This is a genomic window from Streptomyces glomeratus (assembly GCF_021462825.1).
Classification (GTDB): Bacteria; Actinomycetota; Actinomycetes; order Streptomycetales; family Streptomycetaceae; genus Streptomyces; species Streptomyces glomeratus.
Window position 1 is genome coordinate 1 of record NZ_JAKEEB010000046.1, and the last position, 22,352, is coordinate 22,352.

20 protein-coding genes are annotated in these 22,352 nt (G+C 69.5%); 3 read left to right on the forward strand and 17 right to left on the reverse strand.

What is annotated here, in order from left to right:
- Positions 1 to 130: 130 nt before the first annotated feature.
- Positions 131 to 523, reverse strand: coding sequence for a DUF427 domain-containing protein (locus LZ604_RS32105; RefSeq protein ID WP_234519508.1), 393 nt, complete (start codon positions 521 to 523; stop codon positions 131 to 133).
- A gap of 19 nt (positions 524 to 542) precedes the next feature.
- On the reverse strand, positions 543 to 1,415 hold the full coding sequence (locus tag LZ604_RS32110) for an aldo/keto reductase (protein ID WP_234519511.1): 873 nt from the start codon (positions 1,413 to 1,415) through the stop codon (positions 543 to 545).
- 229 nt (positions 1,416 to 1,644) lie between these two features.
- Here LZ604_RS32110 and LZ604_RS32115 point away from each other — a divergent pair, with 229 nt between their 5' ends.
- Entirely contained in the window at positions 1,645 to 2,355 is a 711-nt protein-coding gene (locus tag LZ604_RS32115) for a TetR/AcrR family transcriptional regulator (protein ID WP_234519512.1), read from the forward strand.
- A 57-nt stretch (positions 2,356 to 2,412) separates the two neighbouring features.
- Here the strand turns inward: LZ604_RS32115 and LZ604_RS32120 are convergent, their stop codons facing one another.
- A complete protein-coding gene (locus tag LZ604_RS32120; RefSeq protein WP_234519514.1) occupies positions 2,413 to 4,122 on the reverse strand; it encodes an acyl-CoA dehydrogenase family protein in 1,710 nt (569 codons plus the stop codon).
- Positions 4,119 to 5,270, reverse strand: coding sequence for a cytochrome P450 (locus LZ604_RS32125; protein ID WP_234519516.1), 1,152 nt, complete (start codon positions 5,268 to 5,270; stop codon positions 4,119 to 4,121). Before LZ604_RS32125 ends, LZ604_RS32120 begins: the two co-directional genes overlap by 4 nt.
- A 353-nt stretch (positions 5,271 to 5,623) precedes the next feature.
- On the opposite strand from LZ604_RS32125, the gene LZ604_RS32130 reads away from it, so the two are divergent.
- Together LZ604_RS32130 and LZ604_RS32135 are read left to right on the forward strand one after the other, a co-directional pair.
- Positions 5,624 to 6,901: a cytochrome P450 gene (locus LZ604_RS32130; RefSeq protein WP_234519518.1), complete on the forward strand. Its 1,278-nt coding sequence runs from the start codon at positions 5,624 to 5,626 to the stop codon at positions 6,899 to 6,901.
- A gap of 227 nt (positions 6,902 to 7,128) precedes the next feature.
- Positions 7,129 to 8,589, forward strand: a complete 1,461-nt coding sequence (locus tag LZ604_RS32135; RefSeq protein WP_234519520.1) for an MFS transporter — start codon at positions 7,129 to 7,131, stop codon at positions 8,587 to 8,589.
- Between the two features lie 221 nt (positions 8,590 to 8,810).
- Here the strand turns inward: LZ604_RS32135 and LZ604_RS32140 are convergent, their stop codons facing one another.
- The 13 genes from LZ604_RS32140 to LZ604_RS32200 form a co-directional block, all read right to left on the reverse strand.
- Positions 8,811 to 11,624, reverse strand: a complete 2,814-nt coding sequence (locus LZ604_RS32140; RefSeq protein WP_234519521.1) for a helix-turn-helix transcriptional regulator — start codon at positions 11,622 to 11,624, stop codon at positions 8,811 to 8,813.
- 536 nt (positions 11,625 to 12,160) lie between these two features.
- Entirely contained in the window at positions 12,161 to 12,901 is a 741-nt protein-coding gene (locus LZ604_RS32145; protein WP_234519522.1) for a sirohydrochlorin chelatase, read from the reverse strand.
- Positions 12,902 to 12,907: 6 nt separating this feature from the next.
- Positions 12,908 to 13,792: an ABC transporter permease gene (locus LZ604_RS32150; protein WP_234519523.1), complete on the reverse strand. Its 885-nt coding sequence runs from the start codon at positions 13,790 to 13,792 to the stop codon at positions 12,908 to 12,910.
- On the reverse strand, positions 13,779 to 14,564 hold the full coding sequence (locus tag LZ604_RS32155; protein ID WP_234519524.1) for an ABC transporter ATP-binding protein: 786 nt from the start codon (positions 14,562 to 14,564) through the stop codon (positions 13,779 to 13,781). Before LZ604_RS32155 ends, LZ604_RS32150 begins: the two co-directional genes overlap by 14 nt.
- Before the next feature lie 34 nt (positions 14,565 to 14,598).
- The gene (locus tag LZ604_RS32160; protein ID WP_234519525.1) at positions 14,599 to 15,708 is read right to left on the reverse strand and encodes an aliphatic sulfonate ABC transporter substrate-binding protein; all 1,110 of its coding nucleotides are present in this window, start codon (positions 15,706 to 15,708) and stop codon (positions 14,599 to 14,601) included.
- 238 nt (positions 15,709 to 15,946) lie between these two features.
- Positions 15,947 to 17,272 carry a sulfate adenylyltransferase subunit 1 gene (locus LZ604_RS32170; RefSeq protein WP_234519527.1) on the reverse strand — a complete coding sequence of 442 codons (1,326 nt, stop codon included), beginning with the start codon at positions 17,270 to 17,272 and terminating at the stop codon, positions 15,947 to 15,949.
- Positions 17,273 to 17,274: 2 nt separating this feature from the next.
- Positions 17,275 to 18,213: a sulfate adenylyltransferase subunit CysD gene (gene cysD / locus LZ604_RS32175; protein ID WP_234519529.1), complete on the reverse strand. Its 939-nt coding sequence runs from the start codon at positions 18,211 to 18,213 to the stop codon at positions 17,275 to 17,277.
- Positions 18,210 to 18,746: an adenylyl-sulfate kinase gene (cysC, locus tag LZ604_RS32180; RefSeq protein WP_234519531.1), complete on the reverse strand. Its 537-nt coding sequence runs from the start codon at positions 18,744 to 18,746 to the stop codon at positions 18,210 to 18,212. Before cysC ends, cysD begins: the two co-directional genes overlap by 4 nt.
- 34 nt (positions 18,747 to 18,780) lie before the next feature.
- Entirely contained in the window at positions 18,781 to 19,491 is a 711-nt protein-coding gene (locus LZ604_RS32185) for a phosphoadenylyl-sulfate reductase (protein ID WP_234519533.1), read from the reverse strand.
- Positions 19,488 to 19,667: a hypothetical protein gene (locus tag LZ604_RS32190; RefSeq protein WP_234519534.1), complete on the reverse strand. Its 180-nt coding sequence runs from the start codon at positions 19,665 to 19,667 to the stop codon at positions 19,488 to 19,490. The genes LZ604_RS32185 and LZ604_RS32190 overlap by 4 nt, the downstream gene beginning before the upstream one ends.
- A complete protein-coding gene (locus LZ604_RS32195) occupies positions 19,664 to 21,355 on the reverse strand; it encodes a nitrite/sulfite reductase (RefSeq protein WP_234519535.1) in 1,692 nt (563 codons plus the stop codon). The genes LZ604_RS32190 and LZ604_RS32195 overlap by 4 nt, the downstream gene beginning before the upstream one ends.
- 126 nt (positions 21,356 to 21,481) lie before the next feature.
- Positions 21,482 to 21,565 carry a putative leader peptide gene (locus tag LZ604_RS36445; RefSeq protein WP_309486338.1) on the reverse strand — a complete coding sequence of 28 codons (84 nt, stop codon included), beginning with the start codon at positions 21,563 to 21,565 and terminating at the stop codon, positions 21,482 to 21,484.
- A gap of 125 nt (positions 21,566 to 21,690) precedes the next feature.
- Positions 21,691 to 22,263, reverse strand: a complete 573-nt coding sequence (locus LZ604_RS32200; RefSeq protein WP_234519536.1) for a GNAT family N-acetyltransferase — start codon at positions 22,261 to 22,263, stop codon at positions 21,691 to 21,693.
- Positions 22,264 to 22,352 lie beyond the last annotated feature (89 nt).

Consider the following 22,352-nt stretch of genomic DNA (forward strand, 5'->3'; position numbering starts at 1 on the left):
AACTCGACACCGCCATCGAACAACACGGCAAGGGCGACCTCGCCGCCCTCCTCACCGGCGGCGACACCTGGACGGTGTAGCGGGCGGAGGGCAGATGGGCGAGGGGGACCACTGGTCCCCCTCGCCCGGTTCACACCGCCGGCGCCTCGGGTGCGTCGCCGGTCACCTCGATCTCGGCGACGTCGTCGTAGAACGAGAGATACCCCTTGATCTCGGGGACCGAGTCGATCGGATCGGGGTAGGCCCAGGCGACATCCGTGCGCACCGGTGCCGTTCCGTCTCCGCCGTGGAACGACCAGTACGTGGCCTCGCCCTTGTAGGGGCAGGTGGTACGGGTGTCCGACGGCTCGAAGAGCGTCAGGTCCACGTCCTGCGGCGGGAGGTAGTAGCGCACCGGGAGTCCGGTCTCGTGGACGAGCACGGGCCGGGTCGACGAGGAGACCGGACGTCCGTCGATCGTGACCCTGACCGTCTGTGCGCTGCGGACGGCGACCACTCGGTGGCCGGGCTCGGCTTTCGGCATGGCAGTCCTCCCCTTTGCGTCAGCAGGCGGCGGTGATGGTGCGGTAGTCGTCCTCGGACAACCGGATCGAGGCGCTCGCGACGTTCTCCTCGAGGTGTGCGACGGACGACGTACCGGGGATCGGGAGCAGGGCCGGTGAATGACGGAGCAGCCAGGCGAGCGCGAGCTGCGGCGCCGTGGCGTCATGGTTCGTCAGCACCTTCGCCAGCGGGCCGTCGGGCCCGGCCAACTGCCCCATGGCGAGAGGGAACCACGGGATGAAGGCGAGGCCCTGCTGCTCGGCGTGCCGCAGGACGTCCTCGGACTTGCGCTCCGCCACGTTGTACAGGTTCTGCACCGAGACGATCGGGGCGACCGCCCTCGCCCGCTCCACCTCCTCCACGGTGACCTCGGACAGCCCGATGTGCCGGATCTTGCCCTCCTTCCGGAGCTCGGCCAGCTCGCCGACCTGGTCCTCCAGGGGTACGGCGGGGTCGATCCGGTGCAGCTGGAGCAGGCTGATGGCCTCCAGCCTCAGGTGACGCAGATTCAGTTCCGCCTGTTGGCGCAGGTATTCGGGCCGTCCCACCGGACGCCAGTCGTCGGGACCGGGCCGGGTGAGACCGACCTTGGTGGCGATGACCAGGTCGTCCGCGTAGGGATGCAACGCCTCCTTGATGAACCGGTCGCTGGTGTAAGGGCCGTAGGCGTCGGCGGTGTCGATGAAGTTGACACCGAGTTCCACGGCGCGGCGCAGCACCCGGACCGCCTCGTCGGGATCGGCGGGTTCGCCCCAGATGCCGGGGCCGGTGAGCCGCATGGCCCCGTAACCGAGCCGGTTGACGGTGAGGTCGTCCCCTATCCGGAGGGTGCCGCTGCCGGCGGCCGGGGCAGCGGTGAGATCAGTGCTCATCGTCGTAAGCCTTTCCACATGGCTGTGACCGAGGGTGGCGAAGATGTGACTCGTCGTGAGAGGCGGCGGGGCCCGTCGTGGGCATCGACGGCGTTGCCTGGCCTAATAAACAGTGTTCACTCTTTATGCTGTGAGTGTCAATTGAACGCCGTGAAAAAGCACGGTACGGCATTTATGTTTCAACACTGCTAAGATGCAGAGCATGGGACAGGTGACTCAAAGTCGGAGGATGCGTCTTCGCGAGGCCACGACTGCAGAGATCAAGGCCACGGCCCTCAAGCACATGGCCTCCAGCGGGACGGCGGCGATCTCGCTGCGTGCCATCGCCCGTGACATGGGGATGACGGCCGGTGCGATCTACAGCTACTTCGACACCAGGGACAACCTGGTCAGCGTCCTGATCGCGGATGTCTACAGCGGCCTCGCCGACACCCTGGAAGCCGCCATCGAGGCCTGCCCCAAGGACGACGCGGCCGCCCAGGTGCTGGCGTTCGGCCAGGCCTACCGCAACTGGGCGGTCAACAACCCAGAGGAGTTCCGGCTCGTCTACGGCGACGCCGTGCCCGACTACCAGCCGCCGGAGGGCGGTGCGGCGGCGGAGGCGGAGCACCGCTCCTGCGCGGTTCTCACCGGGATCGTCGCGGCCGGCTGGCCCAAGGCGCAGCATCTGTACATCGGCAGTGACCACAGCTGGTCGGACTTCGACCCCGCCTTCGCCGAACTGATCCGCCAGTCCTTCCCCGACCTGCCGCCCGCGGCGGTGGCTCTCTCGCTGCGCCTCTGGGGCCGTATGCACGGCCTGGTGTCCTTGGAGGTCTACGGCCACCTGCGCCCCCAGGTGCAGGACCCGCAGAAGCTGTACCGAACGGAACTGGTCGACCTGTCCAAATCGCTGGGGCACGTCCCGGTGGGTGACTCCCCGAGCGTGGTCTCCGTCTGAGCGTGCGCCGAGGCCGCCGGCCGGGCCTCCGGGGCCCGGCCGGCGGCCTGGGTGCGATCAGCCGGGTGACGCCTCGCCCCGAAGCAGCGGCAGACCTTCGGTCAGCCAGCGGGAGCTGATTCCGGCGAAGTCGGGTTCCGTCTCCGCGCAGAGCCGTCGCCAGAAGCCGGCGAGACGATGCCGAGCCGAGGTGCAGTAGACGTCCGCGAGCTGATGACCGTCCTCGCCCTCGTCGGCGGACCGCCGGGTGGCCGCCCTGGCGAGTACCGCGTACATCGCGAACAGTTCGGCCGCGATCCGGCCGAGAAGGATGACGGTGTGCTCCTTCTCGAAGAGATCGTCCTGCCGGGGATGGCTCCGGGCCGACTCGTGACAGATCCGGCGGAAGCGCAGCACCTGCTCCCGGATGGCCGAGAGATGGGCACGGTTCGGCCCGGACAGGCCGTCCTCGCCCTCGAGTTCCGCGCCGACGCCGTCACCGAACGCGGTGGCTGCGTCGGAGGGCGCCGTGTAATGCCGGCTCAGCAGGCGCCGGGCGGCCTGGCTGTCCAGCTGGAAGTCCACATTGCCGGCGATGCGCAGTCCACGGGCGTCTCTGAGCCGGCGCTCCAGCGGGACGGGAACCGCTCCTCGCCGCAGCTTGCTCGGCAGCGTTTCGATGCCTTCCGCGCCGTACAGGGAGACGGTCCGGTCCACGATCCGCCAGCAGGTCCGTACCGCCAGGTTCTTGGCCGTCAGCCGCTCGAACCAGCGGTCCTCCGGCCCCGATCCGACCAGGCTCCACTGGATGACGCTCTCCATGGCGTACACCTCGGCGAGCGTCTCACCGATCATCCGCTGGATCTCGTCGTACCCGCTCAGGGCGCGGCCGTTGATCCGGCGCCGGGTGACGAACTCTCCCGACCACAGGCGGCAGAGCTTCGCGATGGCCAGGGCCGGGGCCGCGGTGAAGTACAGCTGGCCGATGAGGAGCGCGGAGGCCATCCTGTCCGGGAACCGGGCGTCCTCCGGTTCGCTCCGTACGACGTGTTCCGCAGGAACCTCGACGTCGTCGAAGCGCAGCGCCCCGTTGGGCAGACCCCGGCTCCCCGTGAACTCGATGCGGGAGGTCACCTCGAAGCCGGGGGCGGAGGTGTCCACGAAGCAGATGCACAACCTCCGTCCGTCCCCGGTGTGTTCGGTGGCCGCGATCGGCAGCAGGTCCGCCACGGGCCCATGGCCCGTGAAGACCTTCTCGCCCCGCAGGACGTACACCGAGCCGTCCGCGGACCTCGTGGCGGTGGTCCCGGGCCAGGCGTTGTTCTGGCCGGCGGGTTCGGTCAGGCCGAAACCCGAGACCGCGCCGCCGGCGAGCTGCTTGGACACGAACTCCCGCAGTTCACCGGGCGGCAACGCGGGCAGCAGCGCCGGTGCGCCGACGCCGGCCTGGATCGCCAGCATCTGCCCGGCGGGCATGCAGTGGCCGGCGGCGTGTTCGATGGCGCGGAAGGTGTTGTAGGCCGACAGCTCCAGCCCGCCGATCTCCGTGCCCAGGCTCAGCTTGAGGTAGCCGCTCGCGCGCAGGTCGTCGAGGAGCCCCTGCGGCAGCGTGCCGGTCAGATCCACCCGGTCCGGGTCGACCCGGGCGCGGAGGAAGGCCCCCAGAGCGGCCACGACCGCGTCGCCCTCGGCCCGCTCGGTCTCGTCCTGTACCGGGTGGCGAAGGAGTCCCGGGCCGAGTCGCCCCGAGTACAGGGCGTCGACGAAGCTCGGGACCGCGGTGGTCACGCTCCCTCCGCGGGGACGAGTTCCACGGGGACGTCGAGCAGCACGGTGTGCTTGTTGTTGGGCGCCCACGTCTCCGTTCCCGTCAACCGGATCTCTTCGACCCGGTCCAGGAGCGCCTCCAGCGCCAGCCGGATCTCGAGCCGCCCGAAGGCGTCACCGAGGCAGTAGTGCACGCCGTGGCCGAAGGACAGGTGCGGATTGGGGTCGCGCCGGATGTCGAAACGGGAGGCGTCGGGGAACACCGACTCGTCCCGATTGGCGGCGGGCCACCACAGCGTCACCTTGTCGCCGGCACGCATCCGCTGACCGTGCAGCTCCACGTCCCGGGTGAGAGTACGCCGATTGTATGGATTTGCGGGCAGCCAGCGGAGTACTTCCTCGACCGCGGTCGGCAGCAGCGAACGGTCCTTCCGCAACGCCTGCCACTGATCGGGATTTTGGGCGAACGCCAGCAGACCGCCGGCGATCGTGTTGCGCGGCTGCTCGAAACCGCTGACCAGCATGACGCTGGCGTTGGCTTCCCGCTCCATCTCGGAGAGCGGTGCCTGGCCGGAGTGCGCGGGCAGTTCCCCGATCGCGAGCACCGTGCCCAGGTCGTCGGCCGGATGCCGGCGCTTGGCGTCGAGCAGAGAGGTGAAGTAGCCCCGCAGACTCGCGTAAGTCGCCCTCGACGCGTCGTCCACTTTTCCGGTACTGCGGTGGGTGAATCCCAGGACGGCATGCACCCATTCCGTGAGTTGCCGCCAGTCCTCGCGCGGTACACCGAGAAGCAGTGCCACGGAGCGCAGCGAGAAGGGCTCGGAGAAGTCGTCGACCAGGTTGGCACTGCCCCGCTGGACCAGTTCGTCGGCGAGCAAGGCCGCTGTCGCCCGCAGTTCGGGCTCCAGTGTGGTCACCGCCGTTGCGACGGCCGGACCGAGCAGGTGCTTGAAGACGTCGTGCCGCGGGTTGTCCATCATGGCCAGCACGGTGCCCGTGAGACCCCCGCCGAAGGGCAGATCCTCCAGATGGGAGCCGCCGCCCGCCCGGCCGCCGCCCCCCTGTGAGGAGAAGACCGGATCCACCGACGCGGCCGCGATGTCGGCGTGCCGCGTCAGCACCCAGAAGCCTTCGCCGTCCGGCAGCGTGCCGGCGGGGTGGTACAGCACGGGAGCTTCGCGCCGGAGCCTGGCGAACAGCTCGTAAGGAATTCCATCGGCGAATCCCGAGTGATCCGTCAGATCGAATCCACCGAGAATTTCCGGATGATTTTCCGGGTAATTCGTCCTCTTCTCCGAACTGCCTTCGATGCCCATCCGAAACCTCGTGTCGGTGAGTGCGCAATGCGATAACGTGCGAATTACCCGGCGAAGGTATCCGGGCGCGACCCCTACCGCCAACCCCAGACTTACCGCGGGCACCCCCTAATTTTGTACCCACTAAAAGGGGTTGGTCATAGGGGGCGACAGTCAGTAATTTCCGGATCCCAGAAACATGGCCCCCAGTCAAGTGGGATGTGGATATGAGCGAGGCGTCGACCGTCAAGCTTCCCGATGTCATCACATACAACCCGGAAGTCGCTCGGCAGGCACTTCCATTCGATCCGTTCGACCCGGATTTCCATGCCGACCCGTTCCCGTACTACCGGAAGATCAGGGAGGAGGCCGGATCGGCCTTCCGTACCGCGGGCGGAGTCGTGGCCGTGTTCGGCTACGAGGAGGCCGCGTCGGTCATGAAGGACCCCCGGTTCGGCTGGGGCGTCAATCCGATGGTGGCCGACCAGTTCGTGGAGAATCCCGCGAGCGGCGAGTCCGGCCGCATCCTGATGTTCATGGACCCGCCGGACCACACCCGGATCCGTGGGCTGGTGTCCAAGGCGTTCACGCCGAAGATGATCAACGTGCTCCGTCCGAAGGCCGCGCGGTACGCCGAGGAACTGCTGGCCAAGGCGCTCGAGGAGAGCCCGGACGGTCGCATAGACCTTCAGCAGGCGCTGTCCCGCCCGCTGCCGGGCAAGGTGCTGAGCGACATGATGGACATCCCCGCCCACTACCACCCGCTCTTCTTCGCCAACACCATGGAGAGCGGCCGCGGTCTGGACCCGGGGTTCACGCTCACCGACGAACAGAAGGCAGGCCGCAACGCGGCCCGCGACGTCTTCATCAACGCCGGCATCGAGCTGGTCGCCGCCCGGCGCGCCGACCCGGGCGACGACCTGATCAGCGACCTGGTCAGGGCCGAGCAGGAGGGTGACCGGCTGTCCGAGTGGGAGCTGGCCATGCTGATGATGAACCTGCTGGCCGCCGGGTTCGGCGCCACGGCCGCCCTGATCGGCAATCAGGTGTACAACCTGCTGAGTCACCCGGAGCAGCTGACCTGGCTGCGGTCGCACCCGGACCACACGTCGGCGGCGGTCGAGGAACTGCTGCGGTACGACAGCGCGTTGGCGATGGTCACCCGGACCGCGCTGGAGGACGCCGATGTGGCCGGCATTCCGGTGCGTGCCGGTGAGTACGTCGTCGTGATGCTGGCCGCCGCCAACCGTGACCCGGCCGCCTTCGACGCCCCGGAACGGCTGGACGTCACCCGCCCGGGGACCCGCAACCTCGGATTCGGGCACGGCATCCACTTCTGCGTCGCGGCGCCGGTGGCCCGCATGATCGCGCAGGAGGCGCTCGCCGCCCTGATCAAGCACGACGTGCGTCTCGACGAGACCCGGCAGGTCGTGCGGTGGCCCGGTATCTCCCTGCGTGTGATCGGCGAGCTGCCGATCGTCCTGGGGCCGGTCGTCGGCTCCTGACCGCCCCGCACCGGCCGGCCCCGGACCGCCCTCGCGGACCGGGGCCGGACTTGTTCCCGCTTGACACTCAACAGCGTGTCGGTACTATCTCCAGTGCTAACTCTGAACACCGCTCAGCAATCGAACGCAGTGAACCAAGCCCTGGCGTTCCGGTTCGGCGGAAGTGCTCGACGTCTCTCCGGCCGGGTCGCGGCCGGGACGATCCTTTGCAGAAGGGTTCCAATCCAGTGGAACGTTCCGTTAGCTCGCATCAGCGGTCCGGCCTGAGGCTTGCGCTGCTGGCGTTGGCCCAGTTCATCATTGCCGTGGACTACAACATCGTTTTCGTGGCACTGCCGGACATCGGGCAGGCTCTGGACTTCTCGCAGCAGACCCTGCAATGGGTCGTGAGTTCCTATGCCGTCGCCTTCGGTGGATTCCTGCTGTTCGGCGGTCGAGCCGCCGACCGCCTCGGCGCACGCCGCGTGTTCATCGCGGCACTGGTCCTGTTCGGCGCCTCGGCCCTGGTCGGTGGTCTCGCCGGCTCGGCGGAGGTGCTGGTCGCCGCACGCGCCGTGCAGGGTCTGGGCGGCGCGCTGCTCTTCCCGTCGACGCTCACCCTGATCGTCACCAGCTTCGAGGAGGGGCCGGCGCGCAACCGTGCCCTCGCCGTCTGGGGCGCCACCGGCAGCGGAGGCCTCGCGGCAGGCGCGCTGCTCGGCGGTGTGCTCACCCAGAGCCTCGGCTGGGAATGGGTGTTCTTCTTCATGGTTCCGCTGGCCGTCGTCGCCCTGATCGGCGCGCCCGCCCTGATCGCTCCCGACACCCCGCGCACCGGCCCGCGTCAGAGCTTCGACATCCCGGGTGCCCTGGTGGTCACCCTTGGTGCCACGCTGGTGGTCTTCGGTCTGGTCAGCGGCCCCGAGTCCGGCTGGACCGCCCCCCGCGTGCTCGGCTCCCTCATCGTCGGTGTGCTTCTGATCGCCTCGTTCTTCCTGATCGAGGCCAAGAGCAGCGCCCCGCTGGCACCGCTGCGGATGTTCCGCAACCGCAGCCTCATCACCTCGATGATGGTGGCGTTCCTGCACATGAGCGCGCTCAGCGGCGGCTACTACCTCTTCACCACCTACATCCAGAACATCCTCGACTACAACGCTCTCGAGGCCGGACTGGCCTTCCTGCCGCTGGGTCTGCTGGCGATGCTGGCCGGCGGCAAGATCGCCGCCACGATGCTGAACAAGACGGGTCTGCGCGGAACGCTCTCCCTCGGCATGCTCATCTACGGCATCGGCATGGGCGCGATGGCGCTCGGCATGGTCACCGGTGGCACGTACTGGGCTGTGCTGCCCGGGGTCGCCATCTACGGCTTCGGCGGCGGTCTGGCGTTCACCTCCATCTTCGCGACCGCCGGGTCCGGCGTGGACCCGGCCGAACAGGGCGTCGCCTCGGCGCTCGCCTCCACCGCGCAGCAGATCGGTGCCGCCGTCGGCCTGGCCGTCATCCTGGTCATCGCCAACTCCGGCCTCGACCTGAGCGCCGGTGCCCCGGCCCCGGCCGACGCGGACGTCGTCTCCGGTCTGCGCGCGGCCGGCTGGGTCACCGCGGCGGCCGCGCTGCTCGGCGCCCTGGCCGCGCTCAACCTCAAGAAGGCTCCCGCCTCGGCCGTCGTGACGGCCGACGAGCAGCCCGAGGCGACCGTCTCCAGCTGACCCGCCGAGCGGGCGTACCACGAGGGCTCGTCGGACTCGCCCTCGTCACACACTCGGGACCTGTGGCCGGGAATCCCCCGTACCGGCCGCAGGTCCCGAACCCATGCCCATGCCCCCACCACCAGCGCCCCGTACGCACATGAGGACATGGAGACATGGAGACGTGGGGACACGACGGGTCCGCCCCCGCCTGCACCGCAGGCGGGGGCGGACCCGTCGTGTCAGGAGGCACGTCGCGCGGTGTCGCCTCCGTGCAGGGCGAGGGTGAGGTCGCTGCGCCGCTTGATCCCCAACTTCCGGTACACCCGGGTGAGATGCTGCTCCACGGTGCTCACGGTCACGAAGAGCTTGGCCGCTATCTGACGGTTGCTGTGGCCGCGGATCGCCAGGCTCACCACCCGCATCTCCGCGTCGCTGAGCTTTCCGGCCAGGTCCTCGCTCGCGACCACCGCCGCACGGGGCTGCTGTCCGCGCGGTGCCTCCGGCAGCGTCCTGGCCGGCAGCGGCACTCCGGATTCCTCAGCGAGCTGACGTGCCCGGCGCAGGGCCATCCGGCCCTTGCTGTACTGGCCCGCCTCCTGGTGGCACCGGCCGACGTCATTGAGGGTGTAGGCGAGTTCCACGGGGTTGTCGCACTGCTGCACGGCCTCCAGTGCCTGTCCGAGCAGCCTGCCGCGCTCCTGCGCGGACGCGGTGGCGGCGAGGGCCCGCAGCGTCACCGCGCGCACCTGATGCTGCCCGGGCTGCACCAGGGCGAGCTGTTCCTGGGCCAGTTCCCGGGCCCGCTCCGTCTCGCCGCGCGCGAGGTGCACCCGGGCCGCGTCGGTTCTCCAGGGCAGCAGCGCGGGAATGTCCATCCGCCAGCGCGTCGCCAGCTCGCCGACGGCCGTGAAGTCTTCCAGGGCGGCCTGTGTCTGTCCGGTCGCGACCATGACGCGGCCCCGGGAGCGCAGGTACTGCAGGCCGAGCGGCGTCTGGAACATGGCGTCCGGGGTCGGAACCCCGAGCTGGGCGAGCGCGGTGCTGTGCGCACCCAGGAGGGTGTGGGCCTCGAGCGCGACGCTCAGCGGCAGTGCGATCATGACGCCCCAGCTGGCGGCCGGTATCCCGGAGAGGGCCGCTTCGGCCAGACGTACGGCCGCGGCGGGCCTGCCACGGCGCAGCGCGAGCTTGGCCTGGAGGCTGCCGAAGAGGGCTTGCCAGGCGGGTGCCGACTGGCTCCTGGCCGTCGAGTCGAGCCTGTCGATCCACCGGTCCGCCGACGAGAACCGGCCGACGGCGATCAGAATCCCGATCGCCGCGGCGAGGGGCAGCACCGTCTGGTCGTTCAACCGGTGGCTGACCAGTGTCTGTTCCGCGGCCAGGGCCGAAAGGGGACTGGGACCGTCCCGCATCACCTGGAGGAGTTCGGACAGCGCCTGGGTCCGCGAGGACGCCCAGCGCAGGCTGTCGCCCCCGGGGGCCGGGACGGACGGCGCGTCGTCGCCGTACAACGTCGTCGGGTACAGCAGGGTGAGCTGGGCACGGCTGATCTGAAGGGACGCCGACGCCTCCGCGTCCTGCCTCCGCCAGGCGTGCTGTTCCATCTGCTCCAGCGTGTCCAGCGCCGTGTCCGGACGGCCGAACCAGAGCAGGGAGTCGATCGGGGCCGAGACATGCCGCCCCGACAGCCGGCCGCTCCGCGCCGCCTCCAGGAGGGCGGGCACCCGGCGGGCCGCGGTGCGCGGATCCGTGCGCCACTCGGTACGGAAGAGCATCGCCGTCGTGGTGGCTCGGTGTTCCTCGCTCGTGCCGTACTGATGGGCCACCGAGAGGCAGTTGAACGCGAGCGCCGTGTCGCCGTCGGTGAGGCCGTGTTCGGCCGCCTCGAGCAGCACGGCCGCGGCACAGTCGTTGTCGATGCGGCTGGCGGAGATCAGGTGGTGGGCCACCGCCGTCACCGGTGCGCCGTTCTTGAAGAGAAGGGTTCCGATCCTCGTGTGCAGATCGGCGCGTTCCTCGGCGGTCATGTCGTGGAGGACGGCCGCGCGCGCCCCGGGATGACGCCAGGTGCCGTCCACCAGGATTCCGGCCTCCTGGAGCGCGCCGAGTGCCAGCGACAGGGACTGCGGGTCCACGTCCGCGAGCCGGGTCAGCAGCGGCGCATAGCGCAGGTCGTTGAGGACGGCCATCTGCCGTGCGACGGTGCGCACATAAGGGCCGCAGCGGTAGAGGCAGTCGAGCACGGCCTGTTCGAAGCGGTGTCCCGCGCGCAGTGTCTGGGGAGCCGGTTGCCCGCTGCCCGCGGTGTCCTCGATCAGCCGGCGCACCAGCAGCGGGTTGCCTCCGGTGGCCGCCAGGCATGCGTCGCTGAGGGCCGGGGCGGCCGGCTCTCCCAGGCATTCGGCGACCAGCGCGGCCACACCCCCTTTGGACAGGGGAGGCAGCCGGACCTGGTGGGACAGCGGCTCCGGCGGCAGTTCCGCCTTCAACAGGGCGCTGGAGGACAGCGGAGAGGGATGTTCGTTGAGGATGAGAAGCAGAGGGGTCGAACGCCGGCGGCGCACCAGGGTGGAAAGGCACAGCAGCGAGGCCGTGTCCGCGAACTGGACGTCGTCGACGCTGATGAGAAGCGGCCGGGGGATGCTCTCGACGAGGTCGTAGAGGACCGTTCCCATCTGGTGGAACAATCGCGGCGCGACCGCGCCCGGTTCCTGGGGTGTCGCGGCGCTGCCGGGGACGGCGGACAGGGCCTGGTTCAGCAGGCGCGACATCTGGATGCCCATGTCCCGGGGCAGGTCGACCCCGCGGGAGAGCTGGGCCAGCACACCGAACGGAACAGCCTGTTCCGCACGGGACGCCGTGGCGGAGAAATGGACCGCGCCGGCACGTCTGGCCTCTTCGGCGAGCGCCGCGAGGAGTTCGGTCTTCCCGTGGCCGGGCGCCCCGCTCACGACCGCCAGCCGGGTGTTCCCCCTGAGGGAGTCCTGTAAGAGCCTGAGCAGGAGGGCCAGTTGTTTCTCGCGCTCGTACAACGCCGTGTCTTTCCTGGACAAGCCGTCGAAACCGTCCCCTACTGCCGGTTCTACGGTTGCACGCATTCCTTCGACTCCGCTCCGTATCCAGTTGGCCGCCTTCAACAGGCAGGTGCCGAGTGGTGTTCGCATGGTCGTCGGCTACTGCTCAGTAAATACCGGTCGTTCGGTTCGGGCAACCGCCTTTTGTAGTGGAGTAATTGGCTCCGATTTCAGCAGGCAGTCAAAAGGGCAAGCGGGGCTCCGGGATTGTAGTCGTACCGCAGGCCTTCCCACGGTTGTGCAGTGAGCCAGCTCACACCCGGTTCCCTGTGCTGGTTGATGCGTTCTAGGTCGCGAGGGTCTTTGCAGATATTGCACGCCTGTTGAAGCGATATGAAACACGCTGATGTCAAGCGGTGTCGTCCCGAGCGCACTCGAATCGCTATCAACGGGAATTTGCACTTCCCGAAACGAGAACTTAACTTGCCCGGTCTTCGGGGAAAGGAAGCGAAGGGGTCACTTCGCGACGCACATCGTCGCGGTCACCGCTGCCGGGCACGGGCCCGGCGCTCCCGTCAGGCGCCGAGCGCCGCGAGGGCCGGCAGCCGGGCCTGGTCGTAGCGGTCCAGCACGACGCGGGCCACCTCCGGCGCGGGTCCCAGGACCTCGGCGAGGACGTCCGCCCCGGCGGCGCCCCGGGCGATGCGGTCCGGCAGGAAGCCGGGAGCCAGGACGTACGGCGCCACGGCCACGTGCGCGCAGCCGGCCGCCCGCAGATCGCGCACCGCGTCCTCCGTGCGCGGAAGGGACGCGGAGGCGAACGCAGGCCGCACGGCGCACCAACCGGTGTGCCGCCACTCCCGCGCGATATCTGCGATCACTGCGATCGCCTCCGGGTCCGTGGACCCCGCCGAGGCCAGCACGACCCCGGTCGAGGACTTGTCGGCGGGCGTGAGGCCCGCCTCGTACAAACGGCGTTCCAGCGCCCGCAGCAGCAGCGGGGACGGGCCGAGTACCTCCGCCTGCCGGATCCGCAGCCGCGGCGGCGCCTCCCGCAGCACGGCGGGGATGTCGGCCTTCGCGTGGAAGGCGCGGGTCAGCAGCAACGGCAGGGCCACGACGTCACGGACGCCCTCCCTCGCCAGCGACTCCAGCACACCGTGCACGGACGGGACGTTGAAGTCCAGGAAGCCGGTCTCCACACGCAGCCCCGGCCGCAGCGACCGTACCCGGCGCACGAGGGCGTGCACGGTCGCTGCGTGCCGCGGGTCGCGGCTGCCGTGGGCGATGACGAGAAGGACCGGCTTGTGGTGCATGGGACGTCAGCTCTTCACCAGCAGGCCGCGGCTGCGCAGCACCCACCGCTCCAGCGGGCTGAAGATCAGCAGGTCGATGGCGATACCGACGAACAGGATCAGGAAGATGGCCTCGAACACCATGGACATGGAACTGGCGTTGCGTCCGTTCTCCAGCAGCGCGCCCAGCCCGACGCCCAGGTCGGGAGAGGAGGCGATGATCTCCGCCGCCATCAGCGAGCGCCAGGAGAAGGCCCAGCCCTGCTTCAGCCCCGCCAGGTAGCCCGGAAGCGCGGCCGGCAGGACGATGTGCCAGGCGCCCTTCACACCTGTCGCCCCCATCGTGCGGCCCGCCCGCAGGAACAGCGGCGGCACCTGGTCGATGCCGGAGACCAGGCCGTTGGCGATGGAGGGGACCGCGCCGAGCAGGATCACCGCGTACATCATCGAGTTGTTCAGGCCCAGCCAGATCACCGCCGGCGGCACCCACGCCACCGACGGCAGCGACTGCAGCCCGGACAGGACCGGGCCGATCGCCGCGCGCACGAACTTCACCCGTGCCACCAGCAGACCCAGCGGGGTGCCGATCGCCAGCGCGAACAGGAATCCCAGCAGACCGCGCGAGACACTCGTCCAGATGTAGTCGAGCAGCGTGCCTTGCAGCCAGGCGTTCTTGAACTCGTTGCCCACGTCGGCGGGCGACGGCAGCTTCGTCGGATCGTCGACGATCTTGAACGAGATCAGGGCCTGCCACGCGACCAGCACCACGGCGGTGGCGACGAGCGGCGGCAGGATCTTGCCGGTGAAGGTCTGCCGCAACGGCGTCCGCCCGGTGACGGCGGTCTCCAGGGCGTCCAGGCCCGCCTCGACGCTCCCCGCGTCCGCGGCGGTCTTCGTCTCAGTGCTGGCCATGACGGCGGATCTCCCCACGCAGTACATCGGTGATCTCGAGGGACAGTTCGGCGACCGGCGCGTCCTCGATGCGCCGCGGCTGCGGGATGTCCACCCGCCACTCGCGGGCCACCCGGCCGGGGCGGGACGACAGCAGCACGACCCGCTGCGCGAGCCGCACCGCCTCTCGCACGTTGTGCGTGACGAACAGGACGGACAGCCCGGTCTCCTCCCAGATCCGGGTCAGCTCGTCGTGCAGCAGGTCGCGGGTGATCGCGTCGAGCGCCGCGAACGGCTCGTCCATCAGCAGCAGCTGGCTGTCCTGCGCGAGCGCGCGGGCCATGGCCACGCGCTGGCGCATACCGCCGGACAGCTCGTGCACCCGCTTGCCGTACGAGCCCTTGAGCCGCACGAGTTCGAGCAGCTCCTCGGCCCGGCCACGCCGCTCGTTCTTCGGAACCCCCCGCAGCCTGAGGGCCAGTTCGATGTTCTTGCCCGCGGTCAGCCACGGGAACAGGGCGTGCTCCTGGAACATCAGCGCGGGACGCCCGTGGGTGCTGATGGTGCCGGCGGACGGCTCGTCGAGCCCCGCCACCAGGTTCAGCAGGGTCGACTTGCCGCAGCCGGAGGCCCCCAGGAGAGTGACGAACTCGCCGGGCGCGACATCCAGTGTGATGTCGTCGAGAACGAGCTGCCGTCCGGCAGGCCCGGCGAAGGACTTCGAGACGTGTTCGATGCGGGCGGCGTACTCGACTGCCACGACGTCATCGGCCTGTGCGAGGGCGGTTGCCATGATCGTCACCTCCTGGGAACTCTCGGATCCGGACTTACTTGACGCCGAGACCGGCGTCGTCGACCGCGCTCCGGCCCTCGGCCTTGAGGACCTTGTTCAAGAGGGTCAGGTCGTAGATGCCGTCCAGCTTGGGGGCCTTCAGCAGACCGGCCTTGACCGCGTGCTGCGCCTCGGTGTTCAGGGTGGCGGCCAGCGGGTCGTCGGTGATCTGGATGGACTTCCACGCCGGGTCGAGGACGTCGGCCGGCAGCTCCTTGCCGGAGTCGGTCCCCAGCTGCTTGTTCGCGGCGGCCTTCGCCTCGTCCGGGTGGGCGTTGATCCACTTGTTGGTCTCGACCGAGGCCTTCAGGACCGCCTCGACAGCCTTCGGATGCTCCGCGAGGAACTTCTGCGACACGATGATGTTCGTGATCACGAACTTCTTGTCCGGCCACAGCGCCGACTCGTCCAGGAGGACCTTGGCGCCCTCGGCGACCAGCTTGGACGCGGTCGGCTCCGGCACCCAGGCGCCGTCGATGGAACCTGACTTGTAGGCGTCCGGGGTCACCTTGTTTTCGGTGCGGACCACCGACACGTCACCCTTGCCGCTCTCCGCCTCGACCTTCCAGCCCTGCTCCGCGACCCAGTTGAGGAACGCCACGTCCTGTGTGTTGCCGAGCTGCGGGGTCGCGATCCTCTTGCCCTTGACGTCCTTCAGGGACTTGATCTTCTTCGGGTCGACCACGAGCTTGACGCCGCCCGATGCCGAACCACCCACGATGCGCAGGTTCCCGCCGTCCGACTTGGTGTAGCCGTTGATCGCCGGGGAGGGGCCGATCCAGCCGATGTCGATGGCGCCCGAGTTGAGGGCCTCGATCTCGGACGGGCCCGCGTTGAAGATCTGGTACTTGGCCTGCGTGGCCCCGAGCTCCTTCTGGAAGAAGCCCTTCTGGTTGCCGACCAGAGCGGTCGCATGGGTGAGGTTGCCGAAGTAGCCGATCTTCACGGAGTCGAGACCGTCGGTCTTCTCGGCCCCGGCGGCGATCTTCTGGGCGGAGGAGTCACTCTTGGCCTGGGAGCCGTAGCCGCAGGCGGCGAGCGTGAGAAGGGGCAGAGCGGCGAGCGCGGCTATGCCGCTGCGCAGGAGTGAGCGGGTGGCAGGCACGGGAGGTTGTCCTCTCGTTGGCCCGGCGGTCACGGCCTGTCAGGTCGTGGCCGGGAGTTCGGCAAAGGGTCTTCGTCGCTTCCGGTACGACGCCGAGTGGGGGGACGGGGCGCGCAGGCAGTGCGCGTACGTCCTCACACACATCGCCCGACTCCGCCCTGCCCGCTGCCGAGGGCGCCGCTGCCGACACGGCCGCCCTCCTTCGCGAACGTCGAGAAAAAGCAGGTGGTGGTCATGATCAGAAGTCCCACCCGTCGTCGGCGTCGTCCTTCACCGGTTCCGGCGCGGCGAACGACTCGCCGACCATGCCCGCGGTGAGGGTGGTGCCGTCGGCCGGGTCGATCAGGATGAACGAGCCGGTGCGGCGGGAGTCCGCGTAGGAGTCCACCGGCAGCGGCTCCGCGGTACGGATCTTCACGCGGCCGATGTCGTTGGCGACGAGCTGTCCCGGGTGCGGGTGCAGGGAAAGGTCGTCGAGGGTGAGGCGGGACGGGATGTCCTTGACGATCGCCTTCACCGTGCGGGTGCCGTGCTTGAGCAGCACCCGGTGGCCGACGGTCAGCGCCTGGTCGGCGACATGGCAGACGGTCGCCTCGACGTCCTGGGTGGTCGGGGGCGCGTCCTTGCTCGGCACGATCAGGTCGCCGCGCGAGATGTCGATGTCGTCCTCGAGCAGGAGGGTCACCGACTGGGGGGTCCACGCCACGTCGACCGGCTTGCCGAGCAGGTCGATGCCGGACACCGTGGTGGTCCGGCCGGAGGGCAGGACGGTGATCCGCTCACCGACGCGGAAGGCGCCGGCCGCGATCTGGCCCGCGTATCCCCGGTAGTCGGGGTGCTCGGCGCTCTGCGGGCGGATCACGTACTGCACGGGCAGCCGCGCGTGGCAGTGCGCCAGGTCGTGGCTGACGGGGACGGTCTCCAGGTGCTCCAGGACGGTGGGGCCGCCGTACCAGTCCATGTGCGCGGACGGCTCCACCACGTTGTCACCGGCCAGCGCCGAGATCGGGATCGCGGTGACCTCGGGGACGCCCAGCTCGGTCGCGTACGCCGTGAACTCCTCGGCTATCGCCGCGAACACCGACTCCTGGTAGTCGACGAGGTCCATCTTGTTCACGGCGAGGACCACGTGCGGAACGCGCAGCAGGGCGGCGATCGCCGCGTGGCGGCGGGTCTGCTCGACGACGCCGTTGCGGGCGTCGACCAGAATCACCGTCAGTTCGGCGGTGGAGGCACCGGTGACCATGTTCCGTGTGTACTGCACATGGCCGGGTGTGTCGGCGAGGATGAACCGCCGTCGCGGGGTGGCGAAGTAGCGGTAGGCCACGTCGATGGTGATGCCCTGCTCGCGTTCGGCGCGCAGGCCGTCGGTGAGCAGGGCGAGGTCCGGGCCGTCCTGGCCGCGGTTCGCCGAGGCGCGCTCCACGGCCTCCAGCTGGTCGGCGAGGACCGACTTGGAGTCGTGCAGCAGCCGTCCTACGAGGGTGGACTTGCCGTCGTCGACCGAACCGGCGGTGGCGAACCGCAGGAGGGTGGTGGCGGAGAGTTCCGTGGTCGTGGTCATGACTAGAAGTACCCCTCGCGCTTGCGGTCCTCCATGGCGGCCTCGGACAGCTTGTCGTCGGCGCGGGTGGCACCGCGCTCGGTGAGCCGGGAGGCGGCGATCTCGGCGATCACCTGGTCCAGGGTCACCGCGTCCGAGTCGACGGCACCGGTGCAGGACATGTCGCCCACGGTCCGGTAGCGCACAAGGCGCCTTTCGATCCGCTCGCCGTCCTTGGCGCCGCCCCAGTCGCCGGCGGTCAGCCACATGCCGCTCCGCTTGAAGACGTCGCGCTCATGGGCGAAGTAGATCTCGGGCAGTTCGATGCCCTCGCGGGCGATGTACTGCCAGACGTCCAGTTCGGTCCAGTTGGACAGGGGGAACACGCGGACGTGTTCACCGGGCGCGTGACGGCCGTTGTAGAGCTGCCACAGTTCGGGGCGCTGACGGCGGGGGTCCCACTGCGAGAACTCGTCACGCAGCGAGAACACCCGCTCCTTCGCCCGCGCCTTCTCCTCGTCCCGGCGGCCGCCGCCGAAGACGGCGTCGAACCGCTCGGCCTGGATCTTCTCCGTGAGGGGGAGGGTCTGCAGCGGGTTGCGGGTGCCGTCGGGGCGCTCCTTGAGGACCCCGCGGTCGATGTAGTCCTGCACGGACGCCACATGCAGCCGCAGGCCGTGCTTCTCGACGGTGCGGTCGCGGTACTCCAGCACCTCGGGGAAGTTGTGGCCCGTGTCCACGTGCAGCAGCGAGAAGGGCACCGGAGCGGGCGTGAACGCCTTCAGCGCCAGATGCAGCATGACGATGGAGTCCTTGCCGCCGGAGAACAGGATCACCGGCCGCTCGAACTCGCCCGCCACCTCACGGAAGATATGGACGGCCTCGGACTCCAGGGCGTCCAGATGGGACAGGGCGTACGGGCTGTCCGTGCCCTCTCCGGCCTTGGCGACGGTGGCCGTCATGCCAGTCCCCTTTCGCTGAGCAGCGCGTAGACCGCCGCCGCCGACTCCTGCACGGTCTGGTTCTGGGACTCGATCCGCAGATCGGGAGACTCGGGCTCCTCATACGGGTCGTCGACTCCGGTCAGCCCCGTCAGCTCACCCGCGGCCTGCTTGGCGTAGAGGCCCTTCACATCGCGTACGGAGCAGACCTCCAGGGGGGTCGCCACATGCACCTCGAGGTACGGCGCCCCGCTCTCCTCGTGGCGCTTGCGCACCGCCGCGCGGCTGTCGGCGTACGGCGCGATCACCGGGACCAGCGCCTTGACGCCGTTGCGGGCGAGCAGATCGGCGAGAAAGCCGATGCGCTGCACGTTGGTGTGCCGGTCCGTGCGGCTGAAGCCGAGACCCGCGGAGATGAACTCGCGGATCTCGTCGCCGTCGAGCACCTCGACACGGTGGCCCTCCTCGCGCAGCCGGGCGGCCAGCTCGTAGGCGATGGTCGTCTTGCCGGCGCTCGGCAGGCCCGTGAGCCAGACGGTGGCTCCGGTCGTCACGTGGGTCTCCTGGTTCGTAGAAAGCACAGTCATGTCAGCCGTGCAGCCCGCACTCGGTCTTGGCCCGGCCCGCCCAGCGGCCGGCCCGCGCGTCCTCGCCCGCCAGGACCCGGCGGGTGCAGGGGGCGCAGCCCACGGAGGCGTAGCCGTCCATCAGCAACGGGTTGGTGAGGACGCCGTGTTCGGCCACATACGCGTCCACGTCGTCCTGCGTCCAGCGGGCGATGGGCGAGACCTTGACCTTCTGCCGCTTCTCGTCCCAGCCGACGACCGGGGTGTTCGCCCGGGTCGGGGACTCGTCGCGGCGCAGTCCGGTCGCCCAGGCGTCGTAGCCCGTCAGCCCCTCCTGAAGCGGCTGCACCTTGCGCAGCTTGCAGCACAGGTCGGGGTCGCGGTCGTGCAGCTTCGGACCGTACTCCGCGTCCTGCTCGGCGACCGTCTGCCTCGGCGTGAGCGTGATGACGTTGACGTCCATCACGGCCTCGACCGCGTCGCGGGTGCCGATGGTCTCGGGGAAGTGGTAGCCGGTGTCGAGGAACACGACGTCGACGCCGGGCATCGCCCGGGAGGCGAGGTGCGCCACCACCGCGTCCTCCATGGAGGAGGTCACGCAGAAGCGCTTGCCGAAGGTGCCGGCCGCCCACCGGAGGATCTCCAGCGCGGAGGCGTCCTCCAGATCGCGGCCCGCCTGCTCGGCGAGCGCCTCGAGATCGTCGGTGCCGCGCTCGTCCTGAGTCGTCGTCATATCTCGTCCCCTCCCGTGTCGTCACGCCGCAGCCCCCGGGCCAGCAGCCCGAGGAACTTCAGCTGGAAGGCCCGGTTGCAGGCCGCGCATTCCCACGCCCCGTGTCCCTGCTCGCTCGGCCGCAGGTCCTCGTCCCCGCAGTAGGGGCAGTAGAAGGGGGCCGCGCGCTCGCTCACGCCAGGGCCTCCTCGGAGGCGCGGGCCGCCCAGGTCGCGAACCGCTCGCCCGCCTCGCGCTCCGCCTGGAACCGCTTGAGGACCCGCTCGATGTAGTCCGGCAGTTCCTCCGAGGTGACCTTCAGACCGCGCACCTTGCGGCCGAGGCCGGGCTCCAGGCCGAGCGCGCCGCCCAGGTGCACCTGGAAGCCCTCGACCTGCTCGCCCTTGTCGTTGAGGACCAGCTGGCCCTTGAGACCGATGTCCGCCACCTGGATGCGGGCGCAGGCGTTCGGGCAGCCGTTGATGTTGATGGTGATCGGCTCGTCGAAGTCCGGGAGGCGGCGCTCCAGTTCGTCGATCAGGGAGGAGCCGCGCGCCTTGGTCTCGACGATGGCGAGCTTGCAGTACTCGATGCCGGTGCAGGCCATGGTGCCGCGACGGAAGGTGGAGGGCCTGGCGGTGAGGTCCAGCGCCTCCAGGGCCTCGACCAGGGAGTCGACCTGCGTCTCCTCGACATCGAGAATGATCATCTTCTGCTCGACCGTCGTGTGGACCCGGCCGGACCCGTGTGCCTCGGCCAGGTCGGCGATCTTCGTGAGCGTGGTGCCGTCGACACGACCGACACGCGGGGCGAAACCGACGTAGTAGCGGCCGTCCTTCTGACGGTGGACACCGACGTGGTCCCGCCACTGCTGGACGGGCTGCTCGGGAGCGGGACCGTCGACCAGCTTCCGCTTGAGGTACTCGTCCTCCAGCACCTGCCGGAACTTCTCGGCGCCCCAGTCGGCGACGAGGAACTTGAGCCGGGCGCGGGTGCGCAGCCGCCGGTAGCCGTAGTCACGGAAGATCGACAGGACGCCCTCGTAGACGTCCGGGACCTCCTCCAGCGGTACCCAGGCGCCCAGTCGCACACCCAGCTTGGGGTTGGTCGACAGGCCGCCGCCGACCCAGACGTCGAAGCCCGGCCCGTGTTCGGGGTGCCGGACGCCGACGAACGCCACGTCGTTGATCTCGTGGACCACGTCCAGCAGCGGGGAGCCGGAGATGGCCGTCTTGAACTTCCGGGGGAGGTTCGAATACGCCTTGTTGTTCAGGACGCGGCGCTTCATCTCCTCCAGCGCCGGGGTGCCGTCGATGATCTCGTCCTCGGCGATGCCCGCGACCGGCGAGCCGATCATCACACGGGGCGTGTCACCGCAGGCGGTGACCGTGGACAGCCCGACGGCCTCCAGCCTCTCCCAGATCTCGGGCACGTCCTCGATCCGGATCCAGTGGTACTGGACGTTCTGCCGGTCGGTGATGTCGGCGGTGCCGCGCGCGAACTCCTGCGAGATCTCGCCGATGACGCGCAGCTGCCGTGTGGTCAGCCGCCCGCCGTCGATGCGGACGCGGAGCATGAAGTGCTCGTCGTCCAGCTCCTCCGGCTCCAGGATCGCCGTCTTGCCGCCGTCGATCCCGGGCTTGCGCTGGGTGTACAGGCCCCACCAACGCATCCGGCCGCGCAGGTCGTTGGGGTCGATGGAGGCGAAGCCGCGCTTGGAGTAGATCGTCTCAATGCGTGTCCGCACATTGAGACCGTCGTCGTCCTTCTTGAACTGCTCGTTGCCGTTGAGCGGGGTGAAGTGACCCGCCGCCCACTGCCCCTCGCCACGGTGACGGCTCACCTTGCGGCGGGGCGTGGCGGAATCCTGCGGGGTGGCGGCCATGGTGGATACGTCCTTCGGGAACAGACGGGGTAGCGGCTCTGACCTGCGCTTATGGGCACACGTCACGCGGTGCGCGACTCTGCGCGAGGGTGGAGAAAGAAGAGAAAACCGGAACTGGCTGGGACGTCAGCTCGCCGGACAGATGGCGCTGGACATGCGGCCGAGATCGACGTGCCGTCGACTCACCAAGGCGATTCCAGTTCCAGACATGACGGCAGCGTGTCATGGCCCGTTGAAGGCAGTCCAGCTTCGTCCGTCATGTGGACACCCTTGTCCCGGAATACGGGACAAGGGTGTCATGGGTCACACCGCCGGGGGGTGTTGTGCGATGCAGGTCAGGCCGGCTGCGCCCCGGCCCAGGGACCGGGCGTCGGCACGTCGGGTTCCTCCTCGACCTTGGTGTCGAACAGCCGGAAGCCCCGGCGCAGGTAGTTGTCCATCGCGTGTTCGCCGTCCTTGCTGCACGTATGCAGCCATACCCGCTTCGTCTGCGCGAGCCCCGGCCAGCGGTCCGCGAGGTCCCAGGCGCGCGCCGTGCCGTACGACAGCAGGTGCCCCCCGATCCGCCGTCCGCGGAACGCCGGTATGAGCCCGAAGTAGGCGATTTCCACGACCCCGTCGTCCGCCGGGTCCAGCTCGACATACCCGGCCGGCGTGCCCCGGTCGAGAGCCACCCAGGTCTCCACGCCGGGCCGGGCCAGGTACTCCTGCCACCGTGCGTAGGTCCAGCCCAGCCGGTCGGTCCAGCGGATGTCGCCACCGACCGACGCATACAGGAAGCGGCTGAACTCGGGCGAGGGCACCTCCGCGCGGACGACCCGGACATCGCCCTCGGGGGCCGTGGCGGACCGCAGGTCGTTCGGGGAGGTCTGTTCCAGGGACCACGTGGTCACGGTGAGGGTGCTCATGCGGCCAGGGAATCACGGAGGCGGGCGGCACACGCAAGGGGGGCCGGTGTGCCGGGCCGCTGGGCCCCTGCGGACCCGCTGCTCCCCGG